Annotated in this window: 8 protein-coding genes; all 8 read left to right on the top strand. The window is 63.0% G+C overall.

Annotation, left to right across the window (positions count from 1 at the left end; all coding sequences use genetic code 11):
* From drmD (ACRSCF_RS12805) to ACRSCF_RS12770, 8 genes are read left to right on the top strand one after another with little or no spacing between them, the layout of a single operon-like run.
* Positions 1-3,132 carry a DISARM system SNF2-like helicase DrmD gene (drmD, locus tag ACRSCF_RS12805; protein WP_324623181.1) on the top strand — a complete coding sequence of 1,044 codons (3,132 nt, stop codon included), beginning with the start codon at positions 1-3 and terminating at the stop codon, positions 3,130-3,132.
* Positions 3,129-3,767, top strand: coding sequence for a restriction endonuclease (locus ACRSCF_RS12800; RefSeq protein ID WP_034365252.1), 639 nt, complete (start codon positions 3,129-3,131; stop codon positions 3,765-3,767). The genes drmD (ACRSCF_RS12805) and ACRSCF_RS12800 overlap by 4 nt, the downstream gene beginning before the upstream one ends.
* Entirely contained in the window at positions 3,761-8,155 is a 4,395-nt protein-coding gene (locus ACRSCF_RS12795; protein ID WP_324623180.1) for an Eco57I restriction-modification methylase domain-containing protein, read from the top strand. The genes ACRSCF_RS12800 and ACRSCF_RS12795 overlap by 7 nt, the downstream gene beginning before the upstream one ends.
* The gene (locus tag ACRSCF_RS12790) at positions 8,152-10,119 is read left to right on the top strand and encodes a BbrUII/HgiDII family restriction enzyme (RefSeq protein ID WP_324623178.1); all 1,968 of its coding nucleotides are present in this window, start codon (positions 8,152-8,154) and stop codon (positions 10,117-10,119) included. Before ACRSCF_RS12795 ends, ACRSCF_RS12790 begins: the two co-directional genes overlap by 4 nt.
* Positions 10,120-10,130: 11 nt before the next feature.
* A complete protein-coding gene (drmD, locus tag ACRSCF_RS12785) occupies positions 10,131-13,262 on the top strand; it encodes a DISARM system SNF2-like helicase DrmD (protein WP_324623177.1) in 3,132 nt (1,043 codons plus the stop codon).
* Positions 13,259-14,887 carry a hypothetical protein gene (locus ACRSCF_RS12780; protein WP_034365255.1) on the top strand — a complete coding sequence of 543 codons (1,629 nt, stop codon included), beginning with the start codon at positions 13,259-13,261 and terminating at the stop codon, positions 14,885-14,887. Before drmD (ACRSCF_RS12785) ends, ACRSCF_RS12780 begins: the two co-directional genes overlap by 4 nt.
* Positions 14,884-18,879 (top strand): DISARM system helicase DrmA, encoded by a 3,996-nt coding sequence (gene drmA, locus ACRSCF_RS12775; RefSeq protein ID WP_034365258.1) that lies wholly within the window; start codon positions 14,884-14,886, stop codon positions 18,877-18,879. The genes ACRSCF_RS12780 and drmA overlap by 4 nt, the downstream gene beginning before the upstream one ends.
* Before the next feature lie 2 nt (positions 18,880-18,881).
* Positions 18,882-20,738, top strand: a complete 1,857-nt coding sequence (locus ACRSCF_RS12770; protein ID WP_324623175.1) for a DUF1998 domain-containing protein — start codon at positions 18,882-18,884, stop codon at positions 20,736-20,738.

Genomic DNA, 20,738 nt, shown 5'->3' with positions numbered 1-20,738 from the left:
ATGGGGGTCCAAACCGAGCAGCAAGCCCAGACGTATCGCGCGAGGCCCGAGCCAGGACAACTGGTCGAGGTGCGCCGTCGTCAGTGGGTGGTGGCCGATGTCGATGCCGCTGGGCTAGAAACCACCGCGCCTCAACATTGCGTGACGCTCTCGTCCATCGACGAGGACGGTCTCGACGAGGAACTGGAAGTCGTCTGGGAAATCGAGCCGGGCGCTCAGGTCATCGAGCGCGCGGGCCTGCCATCGGTCACCGGGCAGGACGATTCGGGGATGCTCGACGCATTCCTCGACGCCGTGCGCTGGGGCGCAGCCACCAATGCCGACCGGGGATTCCTGCAAGCGCCGTTCCGCAGCGGCGTCAGCATCGAGGATTTCCAGCTCGACCCGCTGGTGCGCGCCATCGACATGGCGCGCGTCAACCTGCTCATCGCTGACGACGTCGGTCTCGGCAAAACCATCGAAGCAGGTCTGGTCATTCAGGAACTGTTGCTGCGGCATCGCGCGCGCACCGTCCTGATCGTCTGCCCCGCTTCGCTTCAGGAGAAGTGGCGCGTCGAGATGCTGGAGAAGTTCGGCCTCGACTTCCGCGTGGTGGACACCGACTACATCAAACGGTTGCGGCGCGAGCGCGGCATCCACGCGAATCCGTGGACGTCGCATCCGCGCCTCATCACGTCGATGGATTGGGCCAAGGGCGGCGAGGGTTTGCGCGCCATGCGCGACGTGATCCCGCCGCACGTCGGTCATCCGCGCAAATTCGACCTGCTGGTCGTGGATGAAGCGCACAACGTCGCGCCCTCCGCAGGCGCGCACTACGCGTTGGAGAGCCAGCGCACGCGCTTCGTCCGCGCCATCGGCCCGCACTTCCAACATCGCCTGTTCCTGACCGCGACACCGCACAACGGCTACACCGAGTCGTTCACCTCGCTGCTGGAATTGCTCGACGACCAGCGTTTCGCGCGCAACATCCTCCCCGACGAAAAGCGCCTGAGCCAGGTGATGATCCGTCGCCTGAAGAGCGATCTGGTCGATGCCGATGGCAATCCCTTGTATGCCCGGCGCACCTTGCAGGCGCTTGAAGTCCCGTACACGGCGGAAGAGCGCGCGATTCATCGCAAGCTGGACGACTACTGCGCCAGCCGCGAGAAAGATGCCGAGAAATCAGGTAATGGCTTCGGCACGGCCTTCGTCAATCGCCTCCTCAAGAAGCGTCTGCTCTCGTCGCCAGCGGCGTTCGCGTCCACCCTGGAAAAGCACGTCGCATCGCTGTCCGAAGCAAGGCCCGCGAAGTCGGACGCGATGGCGGAGCGCATCCTGCACAAGGCCATCCTAAAAGTCGACGAAGACTATGCCGACGATCAGGAGGTCGAGAACGCCCAAGCTGAAGCCATCGAGGAAGCCACGCGCCGCTTGATGCCGCTGACGCCGGAACAGCGGGCGGCGCTGGACGACTTGAGGGTGTGGGCTCAGCGAGCCAGGAATCAGGCCGACTCCAAGGCCGAAGCCATCCTCGACTGGCTCACGGCCAACCTCAAGCCGGACGGTCAGTGGAACGATAGCCGGGTGATCCTGTTCACAGAATACCGCACCACACACCAGTGGATGCATCAAATCCTCGCCAGCCACGGCTTCGGCGGCGAGCGTCTGGGCCTGCTCCACGGCGGCCTCTCCCAAGAGGAACGGGAACCCATCAAGGCGGCGTTCCAGGCATCGCCACAGGATTCACCCGTCCGCATCCTGCTCGCCACCGACGCGGCGTCCGAAGGCATCGACTTGCAGAACCACTGCAATCGGCTCATCCACTTGGAGATTCCCTACAACCCCAACGTGATGGAGCAGCGCAATGGGCGTATCGACCGCCACGGACAGCGCGAAAAGGAAGTGCTGATCTGGCACCCGGTCGATGGTGGCGACAAGAGCGGCGCATCGGTCGGTGGTCACGGCGAGGACATCCTGCGGGCCTTGCGAAAGCTGGACTCGATGCGCGCCGACATGGGCAGCGTCAATCCGGTCATCGCGCCGCAGATGTCCGGTCTGATCGAAGGCTCCTTGAAGGATTTGGACACTCGTCTCGCCGAGGCGCGGATCGCACGGGCCAAGAACTTCGTTCGTGCCGAACGTGAGTTGAAGGAGCGCGTCGCCAAGCTGCACGATCGTCTGCGTACCACCAAGCACGATTTCCACCTCACGCCCGACCACGTCCTGATGGCCGTGAAGACCGGCCTCGCGTTGGCGGGCCGTCCGCCACTGGAGCCCGCCGAACTGGCTGGCACGCCCTCGGGCAGCGTCTTCCGGATGCCCGCGCTGTCTGGCTCCTGGGCGCGCTGTCTGGAAGGGCTGCGTCACCCGCACACCCAGAAGATGCGGCCCATCACCTTCGACCACTCCGTCGCCAGTGGCCGTGACGACGTCGTACTCGTCCATCTGAACCATCGCCTGGTGCAGATGTGCCTGCGTTTGCTGCGCGCCGAAATATGGGCGCAGGACGATGTGAAGAAGCTGCACCGCGTCACCGTCCGCACCCTGCCGGATGCGCTCGTCGATGGCCCCGCCGTGGTGGTCGTCTCTCGGCTGGTCGTCACTGGCGGCAACCATCATCGGCTGCACGAGGAACTGACCTTGTCGGGCGGCTACCTGCGCGATCAGTCCTTCCGCCGCGAAGAAGGCGTCGCCCGAGTTCAGCAATGGCTGGACGAATCGAAACCGATCACGGCGGCCTCGTCGCTGTTCGACGTGCTGCGCGTCCGCTTCGACCGGCAGCAGGAAGCCATCCTGAAAGCCGTGGATGCCCGTTCCAAAGAACGCCTTCGCTACCTGACCAACACGCTCCAGACCCGCAAACAGCAGGAAGTCGACGACATCGGCACCGTGCTCGACGAACTGGAGAAGGCGATCCAGTCCGAGTTGAAGAAAGGCGAGCAGCCCGAACAGCTCGCGCTCTTCACCGAGGATGAACGCACACAACTCCGCCGCGACATCGCTGCGCTGGAAGCGCGCCTCGCGCGCATCCCCGACGAGCGCCGGATGGAAACGCAGGCCATCGAATCCCGTTACGCCAAGCTCGACGACCGCACCTTCCCGGTCGCCGTGATCTTCGTCGTGCCCGAGTCCACGTCAGGGGTGGCGAAATGATGACCTGGCAGGAATATCAGGAGGCCGTCGCCGAGTTCTACGAGCAAATCGACGACTTCGGTAACGTCAGAAGAAACGTCATGGTTCCGGACAAGGTCACCGGCCAGTCACGGCAAATCGACGTGCTCATCGAAATCAAGGCCAAGGGGCATCCGCTGAAGATGATCGTCGATGCCAAGTTCCACGCCGTTCCCATCGATGTGCGAGAGGTCGAGTCTGTCCTTGCACTCGCTGATGCCGTTGGCGCAAACAAAGCCATCGTCGTCGTTGCGAATGGGTGGACGGAGCCAGCCAAGAAGAAGGCTGACCATGCTGGGTGCGGCCTCGAACTTCTGTCGGTGGAAGATGCCCTTGATTTGATCGTTCCTGACAAATGGAAGATGTGCCCATCCTGCGATGCCGACTGCATCGTGCTCGATCAAGAAGGTGCGGTCACCCTTGATGGAGGCGCGTGGTTCTGGTGGCTTGCAGGTCAGTGCCGCGGATGCAAGTGCGCGCGTATCCACTGCCAAGACTGTGGGACGAAGGCATTCGTCGAACTTCATGGCTCCATCGTTTGTGGTTGCGGACATCGCTGGTCGAGTACCGATGACGGCGTCACCATCTCATTTTTCGCGGAAGAGCCCGAATGGTGACGCAGACCCAACACCACGAATGGCTCGCGCTTGTCGAGATTTCCGGCCCTTTCCTCGCCGTTCCCGTCCTGAAGGAAGCCTTCCCGCAAGGGCTGGAAGAACTTGATGCAGCCAAGCGCAAGCGGCTGCGCCAAGCCTACGACGAATGGCGTGACGCGCTGGAAGCGGACGATCCTCGCTTCGCCGATCTGCACGCGGCATGGATCGACGAAGTCTTGTCGCGCGGACTGGAACTCGACGAGGACAGTCGCGGCGACGTACTCAGACGCAAGGAGTGGTGCGCCGCGCACGTTAACGTCGCTCTGCCCGAGCACGGCATCAGTCTGTCGCCGGACTTTGCCGTAGTCGGTAACGGCGACGCGCCACTGATGCTCATACACGCCTACGGGCCGGACGTCGATCTCGATGCCACCCAGAAGCTGGACGGCTGGGCCAGTACAGCGGCAGAACGCATGGTGACGCTCTGCCGTGCTATGGGCTGCCGTCTCGGGCTGGTGACCAACGGCGAACGCTGGATGCTGGTCGATGCGCCGGTGGGGGCGGTCACCACCTTCGCCAGTTGGTATGCGCGCATCTGGGTGCAGGAACCCGTCACCCTCCAAGCCTTCCTCCACCTCTTGGGCATCCGGCGTTTCTTCGTCGATGAATCCGAACGGCTGCCTGCGCTCTTCGACCGCTCGCTGAAGTTCCAAGACGAGGTCACCGACGCTTTGGGCGAGCAGGTGCGGCGCGCGGTCGAAGTGCTCATCCAGTCACTCGACAAAGCCGACCAAGACCGCGACCGCGAGCTGCTGCGCGGCGTGAAGGAAGCCGAACTCTACGAAGCGGCGCTGACGGTGATGATGCGGCTGGTCTTCCTGCTTTCTGCCGAAGAGCGCGGCCTGCTGCTCTTGGGCGATGAACGCTACGAAGCAAACTACGCGCTCTCGACCATGCGCATGCAGTTGCGCGCCGAGTCCGATGAGATTCTGGAACGCCGCTGGGATGCGTGGTCGCGCCTGCTGGCCGTCTTCCGCGCCGTGTACGGCGGCATCGAGCACGAAAACCTCCGCCTGCCCGCGCTGGGTGGCTCCCTGTTCGATCCGGATCGCTTCCCCTTCCTCGAAGGCCGCACCCGTGGCTCGGACTGGCGCACCGCCGTCGCCAAGCCACTGCCGATCGACAACCGCACCGTCTTGCTGCTGCTCGAAGCCATCCAGCAATTCCAGGGCCGCACGTTGTCGTATCGGGCGCTGGACGTCGAGCAGATCGGCTACGTCTATGAGGGCTTGCTGGAACGCACCGTCAAGCGGACCGCCGAGGTCACGCTGGAACTCGACGCCACTAAGAGCGCCCAGTCGCCCTGGGTCACGCTGGCCGAACTCGAATCTGCGAGGCTGGACGGTGCCGACCGCTTGACCGAACTGCTCCAGCAGCGCTCCGGCAGTTCCGCCAGTCGCGTACGCAACGATCTGGCTCGTCCCGTTGACGATGCGCTCGCCGATCGCATATTGACGGCCTGCCACGGCGACATGGCGCTACGCGATCGCATCAAGCCCTTTGGCCATCTGGTGCGCACCGACCCTTGGGGCTACCCGCTGATCTATCCCGCAGGGGCCTTCATCGTCACCACCGGCTCCGACCGGCGCGAGACCGGCACCCACTACACGCCGAAATCCCTCACCGAAGCCATCGTCGCCGAGACGCTCACGCCCATCGCCTACGTCGGCCCGGCGCAAGGTACTCCGCGCGGGGACTGGATGCTGAAATCGCCCGACGAATTGCTTGACCTGAAGATCTGCGACCCGGCGATGGGTTCGGGCGCGTTCCTCGTCCAAGCCTGCCGCTGGCTGGCCGACCGGCTGGTGGAGACATGGGGGCAAGCCGAGGCGCACGGCCGCATGGTCGGCATCAATGGGAAGGTGGTGGATGCCGACGCCAGCGCAGAACCACTGCCACGCGACACCGAGGCACGCACCATCGTCGCCCGCCGCCTCATCGCCGAACGCTGTCTCTATGGCGTCGATATGAACCCGCTGGCGGTCGAACTGGCCAAGCTTTCCATCTGGCTGGTGACGCTGGCCAAGGGGCGTCCCTTCGGCTTCCTCGACCACAACCTGCTCTGTGGCGACAGCCTGCTCGGCATCCATCGATTGGATCAACTCACCCAGCTTTCGATGAATCCCACCGGCCAGGGCCAGCTACGCCTGTTCGGCCAGAACGTCGAGCAGGCCGTGCGCGAGGCCATCGAACTGCGCTCACGCTTGCGCGAGATGCCCATCCGTGACATCCGCGACGTGGAAGCCATGGCGCATCTGGACGCCGACGCGCGCCGCAGGCTCGAAGTGCCCGAATGCATCGCCGATGCCTTCATCGGGGACGTGTTCGCATCGGCCGGCGGCACTGCACTGGAGAACGCGCTGGCGTCATTGACCATCCAGGCCGGGCAGGCCATCGATGGCGACCGCGAAGTGCTCGCCTCGATGCGCCGGAGATCGGTTGTCGCGCTCTCGACCGATCTCTCTGCCGACAAGCCTGCGCGTCGGCCTTTCCATTGGCCGTTGGAGTTTCCGGAGGTGTTCGCGCGCGAGCGCGGCGGCTTCGACGGTATCGTCGGTAATCCGCCCTTCCTGGGCGGACAGCGCATCACCGGCGTCGCGGGCACTGCCTTCCGCGATTGGCTGGTCGCACACATCGCCGAGGGGCGTCGCGGTTCCGCGGACTTGGTCGCCTATTTCTTCCTGCGGGCTTGGAGCTTGCTGCGGGAAGGTGGTGGCTTCGGGCTGCTCGCGGTCAACACCATCGCTGAGGGTGACACGCGGCAGGTCGGGCTGGAAGCGATGGTCGGCGCGGGTGCCGTCATCCATGCGGCCTACCCGAACGAGCCTTGGCCGGGAAAGGCGGCGGTCGTCACCAGTCGGGTACATGTCCACAAGGGCGAGTGGCGGGGCGAACGCTCGCTGCTCAGGCGGCCGGCTCCCTTCATCTCGGCCTTCCTGTCCGATCGTGAGGAGTGGAGTCCAGAAGTTCTGAAGGCGAACGAAGGTCTTACGTATCAGGGGGCGATCGTTCTCGGAATGGGCTTCGTGCTTCTGCCCGATCAGGCCCGAGCGATGCTGGATGCTGATCCAAGAAATGCCGAGGTGATCTTTCCGTACCTTGATGGAGACGACCTCAAAACGGTACCAGAGCAGAGACCTACTCGTTGGGTAATCAACTTCTGGGATTGGCCAGAAGCGAAGGCGAAAACCTACACACTGCCTTACGAGTGGTTGGAAAAGAACGTGAGAGCGGAGCGCCTTGTCAATAAAGACAAGGGTGCACGTGAAAGGTGGTGGCTGTTTCTCCGAGCACGATCCGAGCTATACCACGCCATCGGGCGTGGCTGCCATTTCGATCAGCACCCTGCAGCCTGGAATGCGCAGACCCGCCCGCTCGAACACATCCTCGTGGCTGGCCGGGTTGGCAAGTACTTCAACCCGTCCGTAGTCCCGAATGACGTCATCTTCCATGAGAAGTGCGTCGTCTTCGCTGTGGCAGATGCCTACGCCTATGCGGCAATATTCAACTCATCTCCAGTCGATGCTTGGGTTTGGAAACAGTCCTCTCGGATGAAGCTTGATCTGAACTTCTCGCCGTCCGACGCCGTTGAGACCTTTCCCTTCTTGGAGGCCGCCGAGATAGCGCGCCTCGACAAGCTCGGTCGCGAGTACCTGCAAGCGCGCCACGATGTGATGACCGATCCGGCCAATCCGATCGGCCTCACGAAGCTCTACAACCGTTTCCACAGCGCGGGCGACGGCGACCAGCGCATCGAACGTCTACGTGAACTGCACCGCGAGATCGATGCGGCGGTCATGCGCGCCTACGGGTGGGATGACATCGACCTCGGGCACGGCTACCACGAGCAGCCAAATCTCGCCCAGAACGACTCCGTGCGGTTCACCATCTCCGATTCCGCACGTGTCGAGGTTCTTCGTCGTTTCGCCGAACTGAATCGTCAACGTTACGCGGAAGAAGTCGCGCAAGGTCTGCACGACAGCAAAGCCACTGGCACGGCCACCCGCAAATCACGCACTCAGCGCACCGAAACCACACCCGTAAAGCAATCCTCATTCGGATTTGATGTAGCCCCAGCCAACGAAGGCCACGACCTCAAAGCCGCCGAACCCCGAGCCGACTACCGCGCCGGCCCTGCCCACGCCATCGTCGACTACCTGAAGGCCCGCCCCGGCTGGCACGCCAAATCCGACATCCTTGCCGCTACCCGCATCACGGACCGCCAGTGGAACGCCGCGACCGCCGATCTGATTTCGAGCGGCAGGGTCGAACGCCAGGGCGAAAGGCGCGGCGCGCGCTACCGCATCCAGCCCGGCAACGGGGACAACCATCACGAGGGGATGTCATGACTCGAACCCAAGCCACGCCGACGTTCGAGATGACCGTCGATCTCAACGTCCTCGAACATCTTGGCATCAACCTCTACAGCAACATCGCCGCCGTCTTGACCGAAGCCGTGGCCAACGCATGGGACGCGGATGCGTCGAGCGTGCAGATTCGCGTCGACCCGAACAGCGAATGGATCGAGATTGAGGACGATGGCATCGGCATGTCCGTCGAGGACCTGAACGGCAAGTACCTGCGTGTCGGCTATCGCCGCCGCGACGAGGACGCGGAGCATGGGCGCAGGACCGCCAAAGGCCGCCCGGCGATGGGCCGCAAGGGGCTGGGCAAGCTTTCACTATTCTCCATCGCAAACGTCATCGAGGTGCAGTCCTCCAAGAACGGCGACACGCACGGATTTCGCATGAGCGTGCCGGGCATTCACGAGGCCGTGCAAGAAAAGCGCCCATACCACCCAGAACCACTGGCGAGCGAAACGCTCACCGTGACGCGGGGTACGAAGATCGTGCTGCACGAAATCAAGCGACAGCGCCTCGGCAAGGGGGTGAGCGCGTTGCGAAAACGCCTCGCCCGGCGCTTCTCGATCATCGGTCAGGCCAACGGATTCGAGATCAGGATCGACGGCCTGCCCATCACGGCGGCCGATCGCGGCGATCTGCCCAAAGCCCAGTTCCTCTGGACGTTCGATGGCTACGAGCCGGAGGCCAGCACGATTTCACACGTCCTGGAGCGCGAGTCGCTGTCCGCGCGGTTCGATGCATGGGATTCGGCGTGGCGCGTAAGCGGCTGGCTCGGCACGGCGCGCAAGCCCAAAGACCTCGACGACGACGAAGCGGGCAATCTTAACGGCATCGTGGTCTTCGCCCGAGGTCGCCTGTTCCATGAGAACGTGCTCGACCGCCTGAACGACGGGCGGCTCTACACGAAATACCTCACCGGCCAGATCGAGGCGGACTTCCTCGATGCCGACGATCAGCCGGACATCGCCACCAGCGACCGCCAGCGTGTGCAGGAGGACGACGAGCGGTACATCCAGTTGATCGCGTTCCTCGGATCGCGGCTCAACCAGCTCGAAAAACGCTGGAACGAATGGCGCAGGAAGCACGAGGTCGAGAAGGCCAAGGAGACATCTCCGGCCCTCGCCGAGTGGCTCGATACGCTCCCCGAGGGGTACAAGAAGAGTGCGGAGACGCTGATCGCCAAACTGAGCGCGCTGCCGGTCGATGACGAGGACGACCGCAAACTCATGTACCGGCACGGTATCCTGGCCTTCGAGCGCATGAAGCTGCGTGGCTCGACGGAAGAGTTCGTGACGAGCGTGGAGAGCGCCGACCGGCTGCTGGCCGTTCTCGCCGACCGCGACGCGCTAGAAGCCTCGCTCTACCGTGACATCGTGAAATCGCGTCTGGACGCGATCCGCGACTTCCAGACCATCATCGACGAAGACGCGAAGGAACGGGTGCTCCAGAAGTACCTGTTCGATCACCTGTGGCTGCTAGATCCAGCGTGGGAGCGCGCCACGGGCAGCCAGATCATGGAGTCCCGTCTCACGACGGAAGGCGTGCTGATCGAAGACCTGACCGAGAAGGAACGTCTGGGCCGCGTCGACATCGCTTACCGCACGCACGCGGGGAAGCATGTCATCGTCGAGCTCAAGAAAGTCGGTCGCAAGATGGGTCTGCTCGAACTGGTCGAGCAAGGTCAGACCTATGTGGACAAGCTGAAGAAGATTCTGCGCGAGCAGAACGTAGCGACGCCGGACATCGAGGTGGTCTTCATCCTCGGCAAGGCGGTCGATGAAGAGGCCACGAACCCGGATCGGCTCAAGTCCTCAATGGAGTCCATTGCGCCGGGCAGTCGCATCGTCCACTACGACACCCTGATCCGTGGGGCGCAGGAAGCCTACTCGGCCTACATCGACCAGAGCAAGGCACTCGACAAGCTCGAAAAAATCGTGAGCGCAATCTGAGGAAACGTGCGATGTCTTGGAACCCTGGACAACTCGTCCGCCACATCGACGATCCAGCAAAGATCGGCACGGTCACGGATCAAACTCGGGCGCGCGCATCTGGCCAGCAGTATCGCGTGAACTGGAACGGCCGGCTGGACTGGCACTACGAGGAGGAGTTGGTCGAGGTCGATGCGGGCGGCAACGATCCTCTGGAGCTGATCCGTGAAGGGCGTTACGGACGCGTGGATGACTTGCGCCAGTTGCTGACGCACATCCATCTGGCCGGGCGGCTGTCGAACGTCGTCTATGCAATGGGTCTGACCCAGACCGACTTCTACCCGCATCAATACAAGCCCTTGCTCACCCTGCTGGACTCGCCCGTCAATGGCCTGCTGATCGCTGACGAGGTGGGTCTAGGCAAGACGATCGAGGCGGGACTGATCTGGACTGAACTGCGTGCCCGCTACGACATGCGCCGCCTATTGGTGGTGTGCCCCGCCATGCTGCGGGAGAAGTGGCGGTTCGAGCTTTCGTCTCGCTTCGGTCTAGATGCCCGTGTCGTCGATGCGGAAACGTTGCGACAAGAACTGAGTTCGGCCGAACACCGGGAACGCGCGTGGATCGTCAGCTACCAAGGCATCCGCGTTCCGAGCGATTGGAACGCCAACGAGAGCGACAAGCCCAAGCGATCGGTTCGCGCCCGGCTCGCCGACTTGCTCTACCAGCAGGCCGATCAAGAACCCCTGCTGGATTTGGTGATCTTCGATGAAGCGCACTACATGCGCAACGAAGAAACGGGCGCATGGCGGACGGGCAGCTTGCTGAGGGATGTCAGCACACACCAGTTGATGCTTTCGGCGACGCCGATCAATCTCGGTTCGGATGACTTGTTCAATGTATTGCGGCTGCTCGACCCGGATCATTTCGAATATCCGGAGGACTTCCGAAACGTCGTCCTCGCCAATCGTCCGGTGATCGCCGCGAGCGACGTCGTGCGTGATCCGACGAGTGATGCCGACCAGATCATGGCGGCGATACGCGAAATCGAGTCGTCACGATGGTTCGAGCGATCCGAGCGCGTCGATCGCTTGATCGAGGAAGCGGAGGCGATCAAGGACTGGACGAACGACAGGCGTATCGACATCGCCGCGAAACTCGAACGGCTCAACCTGCTCGCGCACATCGTCAGCCGCACGCGCAAACGGGAGGTGCAGTCCGACCGCGTGTTGCGTGACGTCACGGTGTTCGAGGCGGAAATGTCGCCCGTGGAGCGGGAGCTTTATCAGGCGATCACCGAAGGAACGCGGGAGTATGCGCTGGCCAATGGCATCGAGCACGGTTTCCTGCTCTCCACGCCGCAACGCATGGTTGCGTCCAGTCCGGCCGCCTTGCTGCGGACGTGGCGCGACGACGGCCTCGATGCCGACGCCCTCGCGGCGGCGATGGACGAAATCGACGAAGACGAGGAAAAGCTGGCCGAACGGACATCTGGCCTCAAACAGTGGCTGGCGAGCAGAACACTGCCCCAGTTCGGGTTCGGCGACCTGAGCAGGAACGACTCGAAATTCGCCGAGCTTTCCAAGGCGTTCAAGCGATTCATGACCGAGGATCGAGACGCCAAGGCCATCGTGTTCACCACCTTTCGCGGCACGGCGCGCTATCTCGTCGAGCGGCTTTCCGCCGAAAACGTGGAGGCCGGGTTGCTGATGGGTGGGGCGGAGTTCGACAAGGAAGCCGTGGTGTCTGGTTTCCGCGAGGACAGGAACTGCCGCGTGTTGGTCTGCACGGACGTGGCCGCGGAAGGCGTGGATTTGCAGTTCTGCCGCCTCGTCGTCAACTACGATCTGCCGTGGAACCCGATGCGCATTGAGCAGCGGATCGGTCGTATCGATCGCATCGGTCAACAATCCAAGCGCATCTTGGTGTGGAACTTCGTCCACAAGGACACGATCGATGCACTCATCATTGCGAGGCTGGCCAAGCGCATCGGTGTTTTCGAGAGCACTTTGGGGGAAACGGAGGAAATCCTCGGTCAAGTGCGCAAGCTCGAAGACGTCTTGTTGTCGAAGCATCTGACCACCGACGAAGAAGCGCGCTTGATCGAGGAAGTGGCGCTGGCGATCGAGAACGCCAAACGCAAACAGGAAGAGCTGGAGCGAGAGGCGATCCAACTGGTGGCACACGGTCAGCAACTGCTGGCGCAGATCGAAGCCGCGCGCGGCGATGGAAAGATCGTCACCCGGCACGATCTGATTCGTTACGTCGATGGGTGCCTCAGAAACGTTCCCGGTTGTCGGATCAATGCTGCGCATGGTGATGCCGACACATTCGACATCGGCTTGAGCCCCGGCTTTGCTGCGGAACTGGACGAGTTCGTGAGGCGGGAGAATCTGGTCGGGAAGACGGGTCTTGCCTCCGGCCAGACGAAGCGTTGCCGCTTCACCGACAGGATCACCGACAAGCCGAAGCCCGGCGAGGAGATCGTCCATCGCTTCCATCCGATCGTTCGCTTCCTGTCGCGCAATGCCGACGGGTCGGCGGATCGCTTTCCGCTCTACGCCGCCAGAGTCGCTGCCGAAGGCATCAAGGCGGGCCGATATGCGCTGATGACTCGGCTGGCGAGCTTTTCCGGCGTGAAGGAAGAAGAACACCTCTTGGTCGCTGCCGTTCCTCTCGACCGTGGGCCATCCCTCGACGACCGAGTGGCGGAAGCCTTGCTCGACTCGGTCAGGAAGTCGGGGGACGACTGGCCGACGGTGGCGGTGGATGTCCTTTCGGATGCCGGGGTAGCCGCCGCAGAGCGGAGCGAGGAAATGCTCAGGGATCGGTACAAGGCGATTAAGGATGAGAAATGGCGCGAGAACAGAGACCGCGCCGACGTGCTTTCCCAACTATTGGATGACCACATCCGAAAGAAACGCGAGGGGTTCGAGAAGCGGATCAGCAATCACGAATACTCTGCATCGTTGTATGGAAGTAGCCCGGATGGCAAGCGGCGCAGGGGCTTGGCGAATGCCGAACGCAAGAAGATGGAGGATTTTCTGGCCCGGATGGAGACCCGTCGGGCGACGCTGGAGCGCAAAAGTCAGGCCTTTTCGGCCGAGACGCGCGACATCTGCGTCTTGCTCGTGGACGTGGTGCAGGCGGGAGGTCGTCCATGAAGAGTTGGAAAGATCAACTGCGGGATCTCAAGAACGCACTGCGTGGGCCGGGACGCGGCAAGGAACGAGGTGATGAGCCGCCCAAGATCGACTTCGACCCACCACCAGCGTGGCTGGCTGGTGGTCAGCCGACTCCGAAGAAGCCGCCTGCACGGAATCCCGTTCCGAAACCTGCCGCTCCGGTCGCCGCAGTCGTAGCGCCAGCTACCAAGCCGCCACCAAGGCCCAGCGTTCCAACACCACCGCCATTCAAACCCCGCATCGACGACGGATGTGTGCTGAACATGCCGGAGTGGAGCGATGTCGGCAGATTGTTGCAGCATCCCGAACATCGAGGTGAACGCTCGGCACCGATGGCCGTCAGAGTCGGGGTGGATTTCGGAACCGCTTTCACGAAAGTGGCGATTCGCGCAGGTGTCGATCTGGTACCCGTCGAATGGTCTGCCGTCACGGGAGACGATTCGGAAACGGGGCGCTACGTCGTTCCCGGTTTCGTCGTTCGTGCACCAGATGGCGAATTCTGCTGGCGGCGTTTCACCGAAGCTGATATTCGAGGGAACCTCAAGCTCCCGGTCATCGAGATGGCCGGGACGTATGAATGCCCGATAGCCACCGTGGCATATCTGGCGTTGGTCATCCGCTACGCGAGGGCGTTCTTGTACCGGAACGCGGAAATTGGACGCAAACTCGTGGGGCGTTCGCTGCGCTGGGAGCTGAACATCGGCTGCCCCACCGAACCACACGAGAACCCGAAGGTCGTCGATGTATTCCGGCGCATCGCCCGAACTGCGTGGCTGTTGGCGGCGGAAGATCGGCTCGCAGAGCAGGACGTCCTGGCTGCATGGTCTTTGGCCGATTCTGCAATAGACCTCGAAGCAGAACCGGGTGTCGTCCCGGAGTTCGTCGCCCAGATCGCGGGATATCTGGGGTCGCCGCAGGTGATGGAAGGCCTGCACGCGCTGATCGACGTCGGTGCGGCCACCCTCGACGTGGCGACGTTCAACGTCGTCTTGCGAAATGATCGGGCATCTCCGCCACGCATCCCCATCTTCTTTTCTGCGGTTCGTCCCCTCGGAACACACTATCTACGCCACAACCGTCATTCCAGATTCGGCCTCGATCTTTCGTGGAACGATGCAGCACCCGTCGAATCGTCCGATGACTTCGGACAACGAAATCGAAAGCCATTGGACGCGGTCGTGGCAGTCGATGAGGAATTCGTGGGACAAGTCGTCCGCTGCATCGTCGGCGTCATCGATGGAACCCGCACCAACGCACGGGGAGACCCGCGCAGTGCGGCTTGGCGAGAGGGCTTGCCGATATTCGTCACCGGCGGTGGGGCGAATTGCATCTTGTATCGCCAAGCCATCGGGGTGGTGCAACGGGAAGTGAGTTTGAGCGTGGGGCAGCGGCCGAATTCTTCGACGCATTTCCGACTCATCGAATTGAACCCAACTTCCGGCAATTCACGACAAATCGAGGCGGGCGACAGGCTGACCGTGGCGCTCGGGCTGACGGAGGATGCCGAAAACATCGCTCGCGTCGTCCCTCACCGGGACATCGAGCCGATCACATATGGCACGCCGGAACGTGTCGATCACACGGATCTGTATGGAGACCGATGATGAAAAATGATTCGAATACGGGCACGGCCAGTGTTCCCAACGCATGGCTCGCCGTCGATCACGGTCTCGGCACCGATCGCAGGCTCGCGCCCTATACGTTGGTCTTGAAGGGTGATCGTTCCGTGTATCAAACCATCGCCGAGGAAGATTGGGTGCTCGTGCTGAACCCTGCCGGGGAGATCGTGCGTGCCGGGCGCGTGCTGCGGCTTCGCTCCAACCTCGAAATCACCACGATCTTTTTCGACCGGTTGTCCGTCGCCGACGCTCCCATGTCGGTCGCCAGCGTTTCGTTGGCTCCGCTGTCGTCGGGCAACGTCGGGCGCATCCAGTGGGACGAGTTTGTCGCGGCCCTGTCTTCGGCGCTGCATCAGACCGTGGGTGGCGTGCCGCCGGTCGAGGATCGGGCCTACATCCGCGAGCTGCTGCAACTGGCTGTGGTAGATGATCTACTCGGCCCGGCGGGTGGCCCGCACGAACGCATCGTGGACATGAGCGTGCGAGACCGCTATCTGGTTGGCAAACTGGCACCGCGTGAAGATGCCCAGGGCGGCATCGAAGGACTGGAAGGCCCGTTGGCAGAGGAGGATGTGGAGGAGCCCGCCGACCCCATCGTGCCCGGCCAGCACGAACCCGGTGCCGAGTTCGGCACGGCCACGGGGCGGGTGGAACCGGAATCGGATTCCTCCGACGAGATCGACGCCGCCAGTAATCAATCGCTGGTGCCCAGCAGCTTCGGCATGACCTTCTGCGTGGATGGCGATGCCGAGCGCATCGAGGTCGAGGCGCGTTGGGGCAGTTACGAGCGCGTGCCCAACGAAGAACACGAGCTGATGCGGCCCAATGGACAGAAGGCCAAGGTCTGGCAGCGCATTCCCTGCGGCGGGAAACTGGTGCTGCCGCTCGCCGAGGGTGTGATTCCCCATCAGGCACCGGACGCGAACCGTCCAGCAGTGCGGATTCAAGGCTCCATCCGCGGCAAGAACGCCAACGGCGACCGCTTGGTGACGCTGTTCTTGATCAACACGCAGGAGGAACCCGACACCAACCGCGACACGGCATGGTTGTTCCAGCCGGAACTGATCGTGCGCGCGGAAGCAGAAGCATCCAAGCGCGCCATCTTCCGCCGCCGCCCGGTTCCGGATGCCGACGGGAACGATCCGGAGCGTGAATCGCTGGAGATGATCTACCGCAACCGCGTGGAGTTCGCGGTCGGGCACGGCGTCGCCATTCATGCCGAGACGGCGGACGACGTGACGCTGGCGACAGAGGTGCGCAGCACCGTGATGCCTCGATACGAAGTGCAGGTCACGGAGACACCGGGCCTCGACCCTGCCGACCGTCCGGCGATGAAGGAGATGGTGGCGAGCGGCCTGCTCGACATGCAGCGGCTCGCCACGTTGGGCGTGGACGAGTTGATCGACGTCCTGAACGTGCTGACGAAGGACTACGCAGCTTGGATCGCCGAGCAACGCGGGCGCATCGGCAATGACGTGATCGGATACGACACGTCGGCGGTACAGGCGTTGGAGCGGTGTCAGGAAATCCAATCGCGCTTGCAGCAGGGCATCGACACGCTGAAGAATGACGGCAAGGCGCTGGCTGCTTTCCGTTTTGCCAACAAAGCGATGGCTATCCAGCGCGTGCGTAGCCTGTATGCGCTGGAAGTGCGGCGCGGGCGCGACGTGACGGTCGATCAATTCGACCTGCCGAAGAATCGGAGCTGGCGTCCGTTCCAGTTGGCGTTCCTGCTGCTGTCGATCCCGTCACTGGCCGATCCCACGCACCCGGATCGCGTGCAGCCGATGGAAGCCCATGCCGATCTGCTGTGGTTCCCCACCGGCGGTGGCAAGACCGAAGCCTACCTGGGCGTGGCGGCGTTCACGATGGCGATCCGCCGTCTGCAAGGCAAGCTCGGCGGCTACGACGGTTCGCGCGGTCTGGCCGTGATCATGCGCTACACCTTGCGCCTGCTGACCTTGCAGCAATTCCAGCGCGCCACCGCGCTGATCTGCGCGATGGAAAAGCTTCGGCGAGATGCTCTCGTGCAAGGTGATGAGTCGCTCGGCAAGGAGCCTTTCACCATCGGACTGTGGGTGGGCAACAAGGTGACGCCGGGCACGACCGAGGAAAGTCACTACGCCATTCAAGCTCTGCGTGATTCGGGAAAGAACAAAGCAGGACGTACTTCACCACTTCAGCTCACCAGTTGTCCTTGGTGTGGCTCTGCGATTGATCCTGGGAAAGATGTCGTTGTCGATAAGGATCGTGGCCGAACAGTGGTTTACTGCGGAGACAAAAAGAGCAGTTGCACGTTCTCTCGCGGCAGGTCGAGCAGTTCGCCGTATCCGGGCATTCCGGTGCTGACGGTGGACGAGGAGATCTACCACCGCCCGCCGACGATGATGATCGCCACCGTGGACAAGTTCGCCATGATGGCTTGGCGTGGTCAGGTGCGCACGTTGTTCGGTCGTGTGAATCAGGAATGCGAGCGCCACGGCCTGCTGTGGCCTGATTGCGATTGCACAGGCAATCACACCGCGTCGAAGAGTTCGCCAGCGGTCAAGGTCAAGAACGTTGCGCCGATCCGCCCGCCCGACCTGATCATCCAAGACGAGTTCCACCTCATCAGCGGTCCGCTGGGCACGATGGTCGGCCTGTACGAGTCCGCCGTCGACGAACTGTCCGGCTGGACGCTCGATGGCAAGACGGTCAAGCCCAAGATCGTCGCGTCCACGGCGACAGTGCGCAAGGCCAAGGAACAGGTGAACAACGTGTTCATGCGGCGCGTTTCGGTGTTCCCGCCGCACGGCTTGGACGTGGAGGACAACTACTTCTCGGTGCAGCGCCCGATCGAAGAGCGGCCCGGCCGGCGCTATCTCGGCGTGTGCTCGCCCGGCAGCTCGCGACCCGCGATGCTGATCCGTGTCTATACCGCCTTCCTCACCGCCGCCCAAGCTCTGTTCGATCGCTTCGGCGAGCCCGCCGACCCGTACATGACGATGGTCGGTTACTTCAATTCGCTGCGCGAACTGGGCGGGATGCGGCGTTTGGCCGAGGACGACGTGCAGACACGTTCCTATCGCGTGCAGATGAGCATGGTCGAACGGCCCGCACTCGCACAGCGCAGCGTCAACAATATCCGCGAGCTGACCTCGCGCGTCTCCAGTCAGGACATCCCGAAGTACCTCGACGATCTGGAGGTCAAGTTCAAGGCCGCGCTTGATGCGGCCACCGGGAAGTACGTGACGAAATGGAACGAGGGCGACACCCGCGCCATCGACGTGGTGCTGGCGACCAACATGCTGTCGGTGGGCGTGGACGTGAATCGCTTGGGCCTGATGGCGGTGAACGGCCAGCCCAAGGGCACGGCGGAATACATCCAAGCCACCAGCCGCGTGGGCCGTTCTTTCCCCGGCTTGGTCTGCACGGTGCTCACATGGGCACGGCCGCGCGATCTCTCACACTACGAGACCTTCGAGCACTACCACGCCACCTTCTACAAGCATGTGGAAGCGCAGTCGGTGACGCCGTTCTCGCCACGCGCGATGGATCGTGGCCTGACCGGCGCGCTGCTCTCTCTGATGCGTCTGGAAAACGATGCCTTCAGCCCGAACGTGGGCGCTGGCGAGCTGGACAAGTCCGACAAGCCCGAGATCACCGATGCCATCGATGTGCTGGTGCGGCGGGCTTGGAACGTCAGCGAGACGACTGCCATCAAGAGTCTGGCCGAGCGTGAACTGAAGGAACGCGCGGACGAGTGGGCGAAGGAAGTGAGCGTGCCCGGTCGCACGCTGGCCTATGAGAAGCGCGGCGCACAGGCAGCGACGATGGTCGGGCTGGTCAAGTCGCCGGGCATCCATGCGTGGGACAACTGGACGGTGCCGATGTCGATGCGCGAGGTAGAGCCGGGCGTGCGCCTGATCATGAACACAGGACACATCTCGGATGACCACGGGTGGAAGCCGCGCCCGGTGCCGAAGGACGAGGACTGACCATGACCACCAACAGAACACCCGTCGGGGAAGTCCGCCCCAGTCAACTGCTCTGGACATACGGGCCGGGCGCGCTGATCGACCTGCCGAGCCTCTCGGTGGTGACGCTGGGCATCGACCAATGGGAGAAGGATCGTTGCCAGCCCATCGCCGAGCCGCGCCTGCTCACCGCCGTGCGCAAGGTTCTCGGGGCGCAGGTGGAGAGCTTGCGCATGCCACCGTTCCAGAAGAGCGAACTCGTCGATCCGTGGTCGGCGGAGGCGAACATCGGTGTGCCCGTTCGTCCGTTTCCGCGTTGGATGCGCTGCGTGAAGTGCGGCCTGCTGTCACCCTTCGACGCGGGGCTGTTCGAGATCAAGGAGAACCGCTTCCGCCCGGAACGCACCCGCTTCGTCCACAAGGGATGCCGAGGCTCCAAGGGCGACCAGCCCGCGAAGGACGCCGACGCCGTTCCAGCGCGTTTTCTCTTGGCCTGCCGAGACGGTCACCTCGACGACTTCCCGTGGCACTACTTCGTCCACGGCGGCAACAGCTCGTGCAAAGGCACGCTGCGCTTCTTCGAGAGTGGCGCTTCGTTGCAAACCGAGAACCTGTGGGTGAAGTGCGATGCCTGTGGGGCGTCGCGCAGCATGGCCCACGCCTTCGGCAAGGCCGGGAAGGAGAACCTGCCGAGCTGCCGGGGCAGGCATCCCCACCTCGACCACTTCGACGAAGAGTGCGACGAAGAGGCGCGGGCCGTCCTGCTGGGTTCGACGAACAGTTGGTTCCCGATCACGCTGTCGGCGCTCGCCATCCCGCAGGCCAAAGACCCGCTCGGTCAACTGATTCAGGACGGCTGGGAGTTTTTCGAGGATCTGGATTCCGAGGCCTCGGTTGCCGTAACGGTGAAGGCGCTGAAGAAGACCGGAGCCTTGCCGGGCATCGACAAGTACCCGGCATCAGCCATCTGGTCGGCCATCGATGCCCATCGCCTCGGCGGCGAACAGGAGGTCGTCGGCGAGGCCGACATCAAGGGCCCGGAGTGGGAGGTGCTGACGGCGGCCAATCCACCCGCGGACTATCCGCACTTCATGAGCAAGAAGGTCGCCACGCCCACGGGCTTCGAGCAGCGCATCGGCAGGGTACTGCTGTTGGAGCGACTCCGCGAGGTCAACGCCTTGTTGGGCTTCACCCGCGTGGAGGCTCCCGAAGAAACAAGCGATCCGAATGAGCGTCCTCAGATGGCGGGGCTCGCGCGCCGCAAGCCGGACTGGGTTCCCGCCAATCAGGTTCATGGCGAGGGCATCTTCATTCAGTTCGACGAAGATGCGCTCCGGACGTGGGAGGCGCTCGACGGCGTAAAGCACGTGGATCAGATGCTCAATGCTGGTCACCGAGGATGGCGCAATTCGCGCCACCTCGATCCCAACGAGGGCTATCCCGGCATCCGGTACGCCATGCTTCACACGCTCTCGCACCTGCTCATCCGAGAACTGGCACTCGAATGCGGCTACAACGCGGCGAGCATCCGTGAACGAATCTACGCCGACACGTCGGGCGCGAATCACCAAGCAGGCATCCTCATCTACACGGCGGCAGCCGATTCCGATGGGACGCTGGGTGGCCTCGTCGATCTGGGCAAACCGGACAACCTCGGTCGTCTGCTTCGGCAAGCGCTGAACCGTTCGAAGGTCTGCTCGTCCGATCCGCTCTGCTCGGAGCATGACCCAGGCAAAGACCGCTCGCTGCACGCCGCTGCCTGCCATGCATGCAGTCTTGTCGCCGAGACCTCCTGCGAGCGGGGCAACCGTTACCTCGACAGATCGTTGCTGGTGCAGACCCTCGAACGAGGGGATGCCGCGTTCTTCGCGGGGCTGTGA

This window comes from Delftia sp. 11MD, from assembly GCF_050907895.1.
Lineage (GTDB): Bacteria > Pseudomonadota > Gammaproteobacteria > Burkholderiales > Burkholderiaceae_C > Comamonas > Comamonas tsuruhatensis.
Note: the sequence above shows the minus strand (reverse complement) of the source record. Positions and strands in the feature narration are given on the sequence as shown.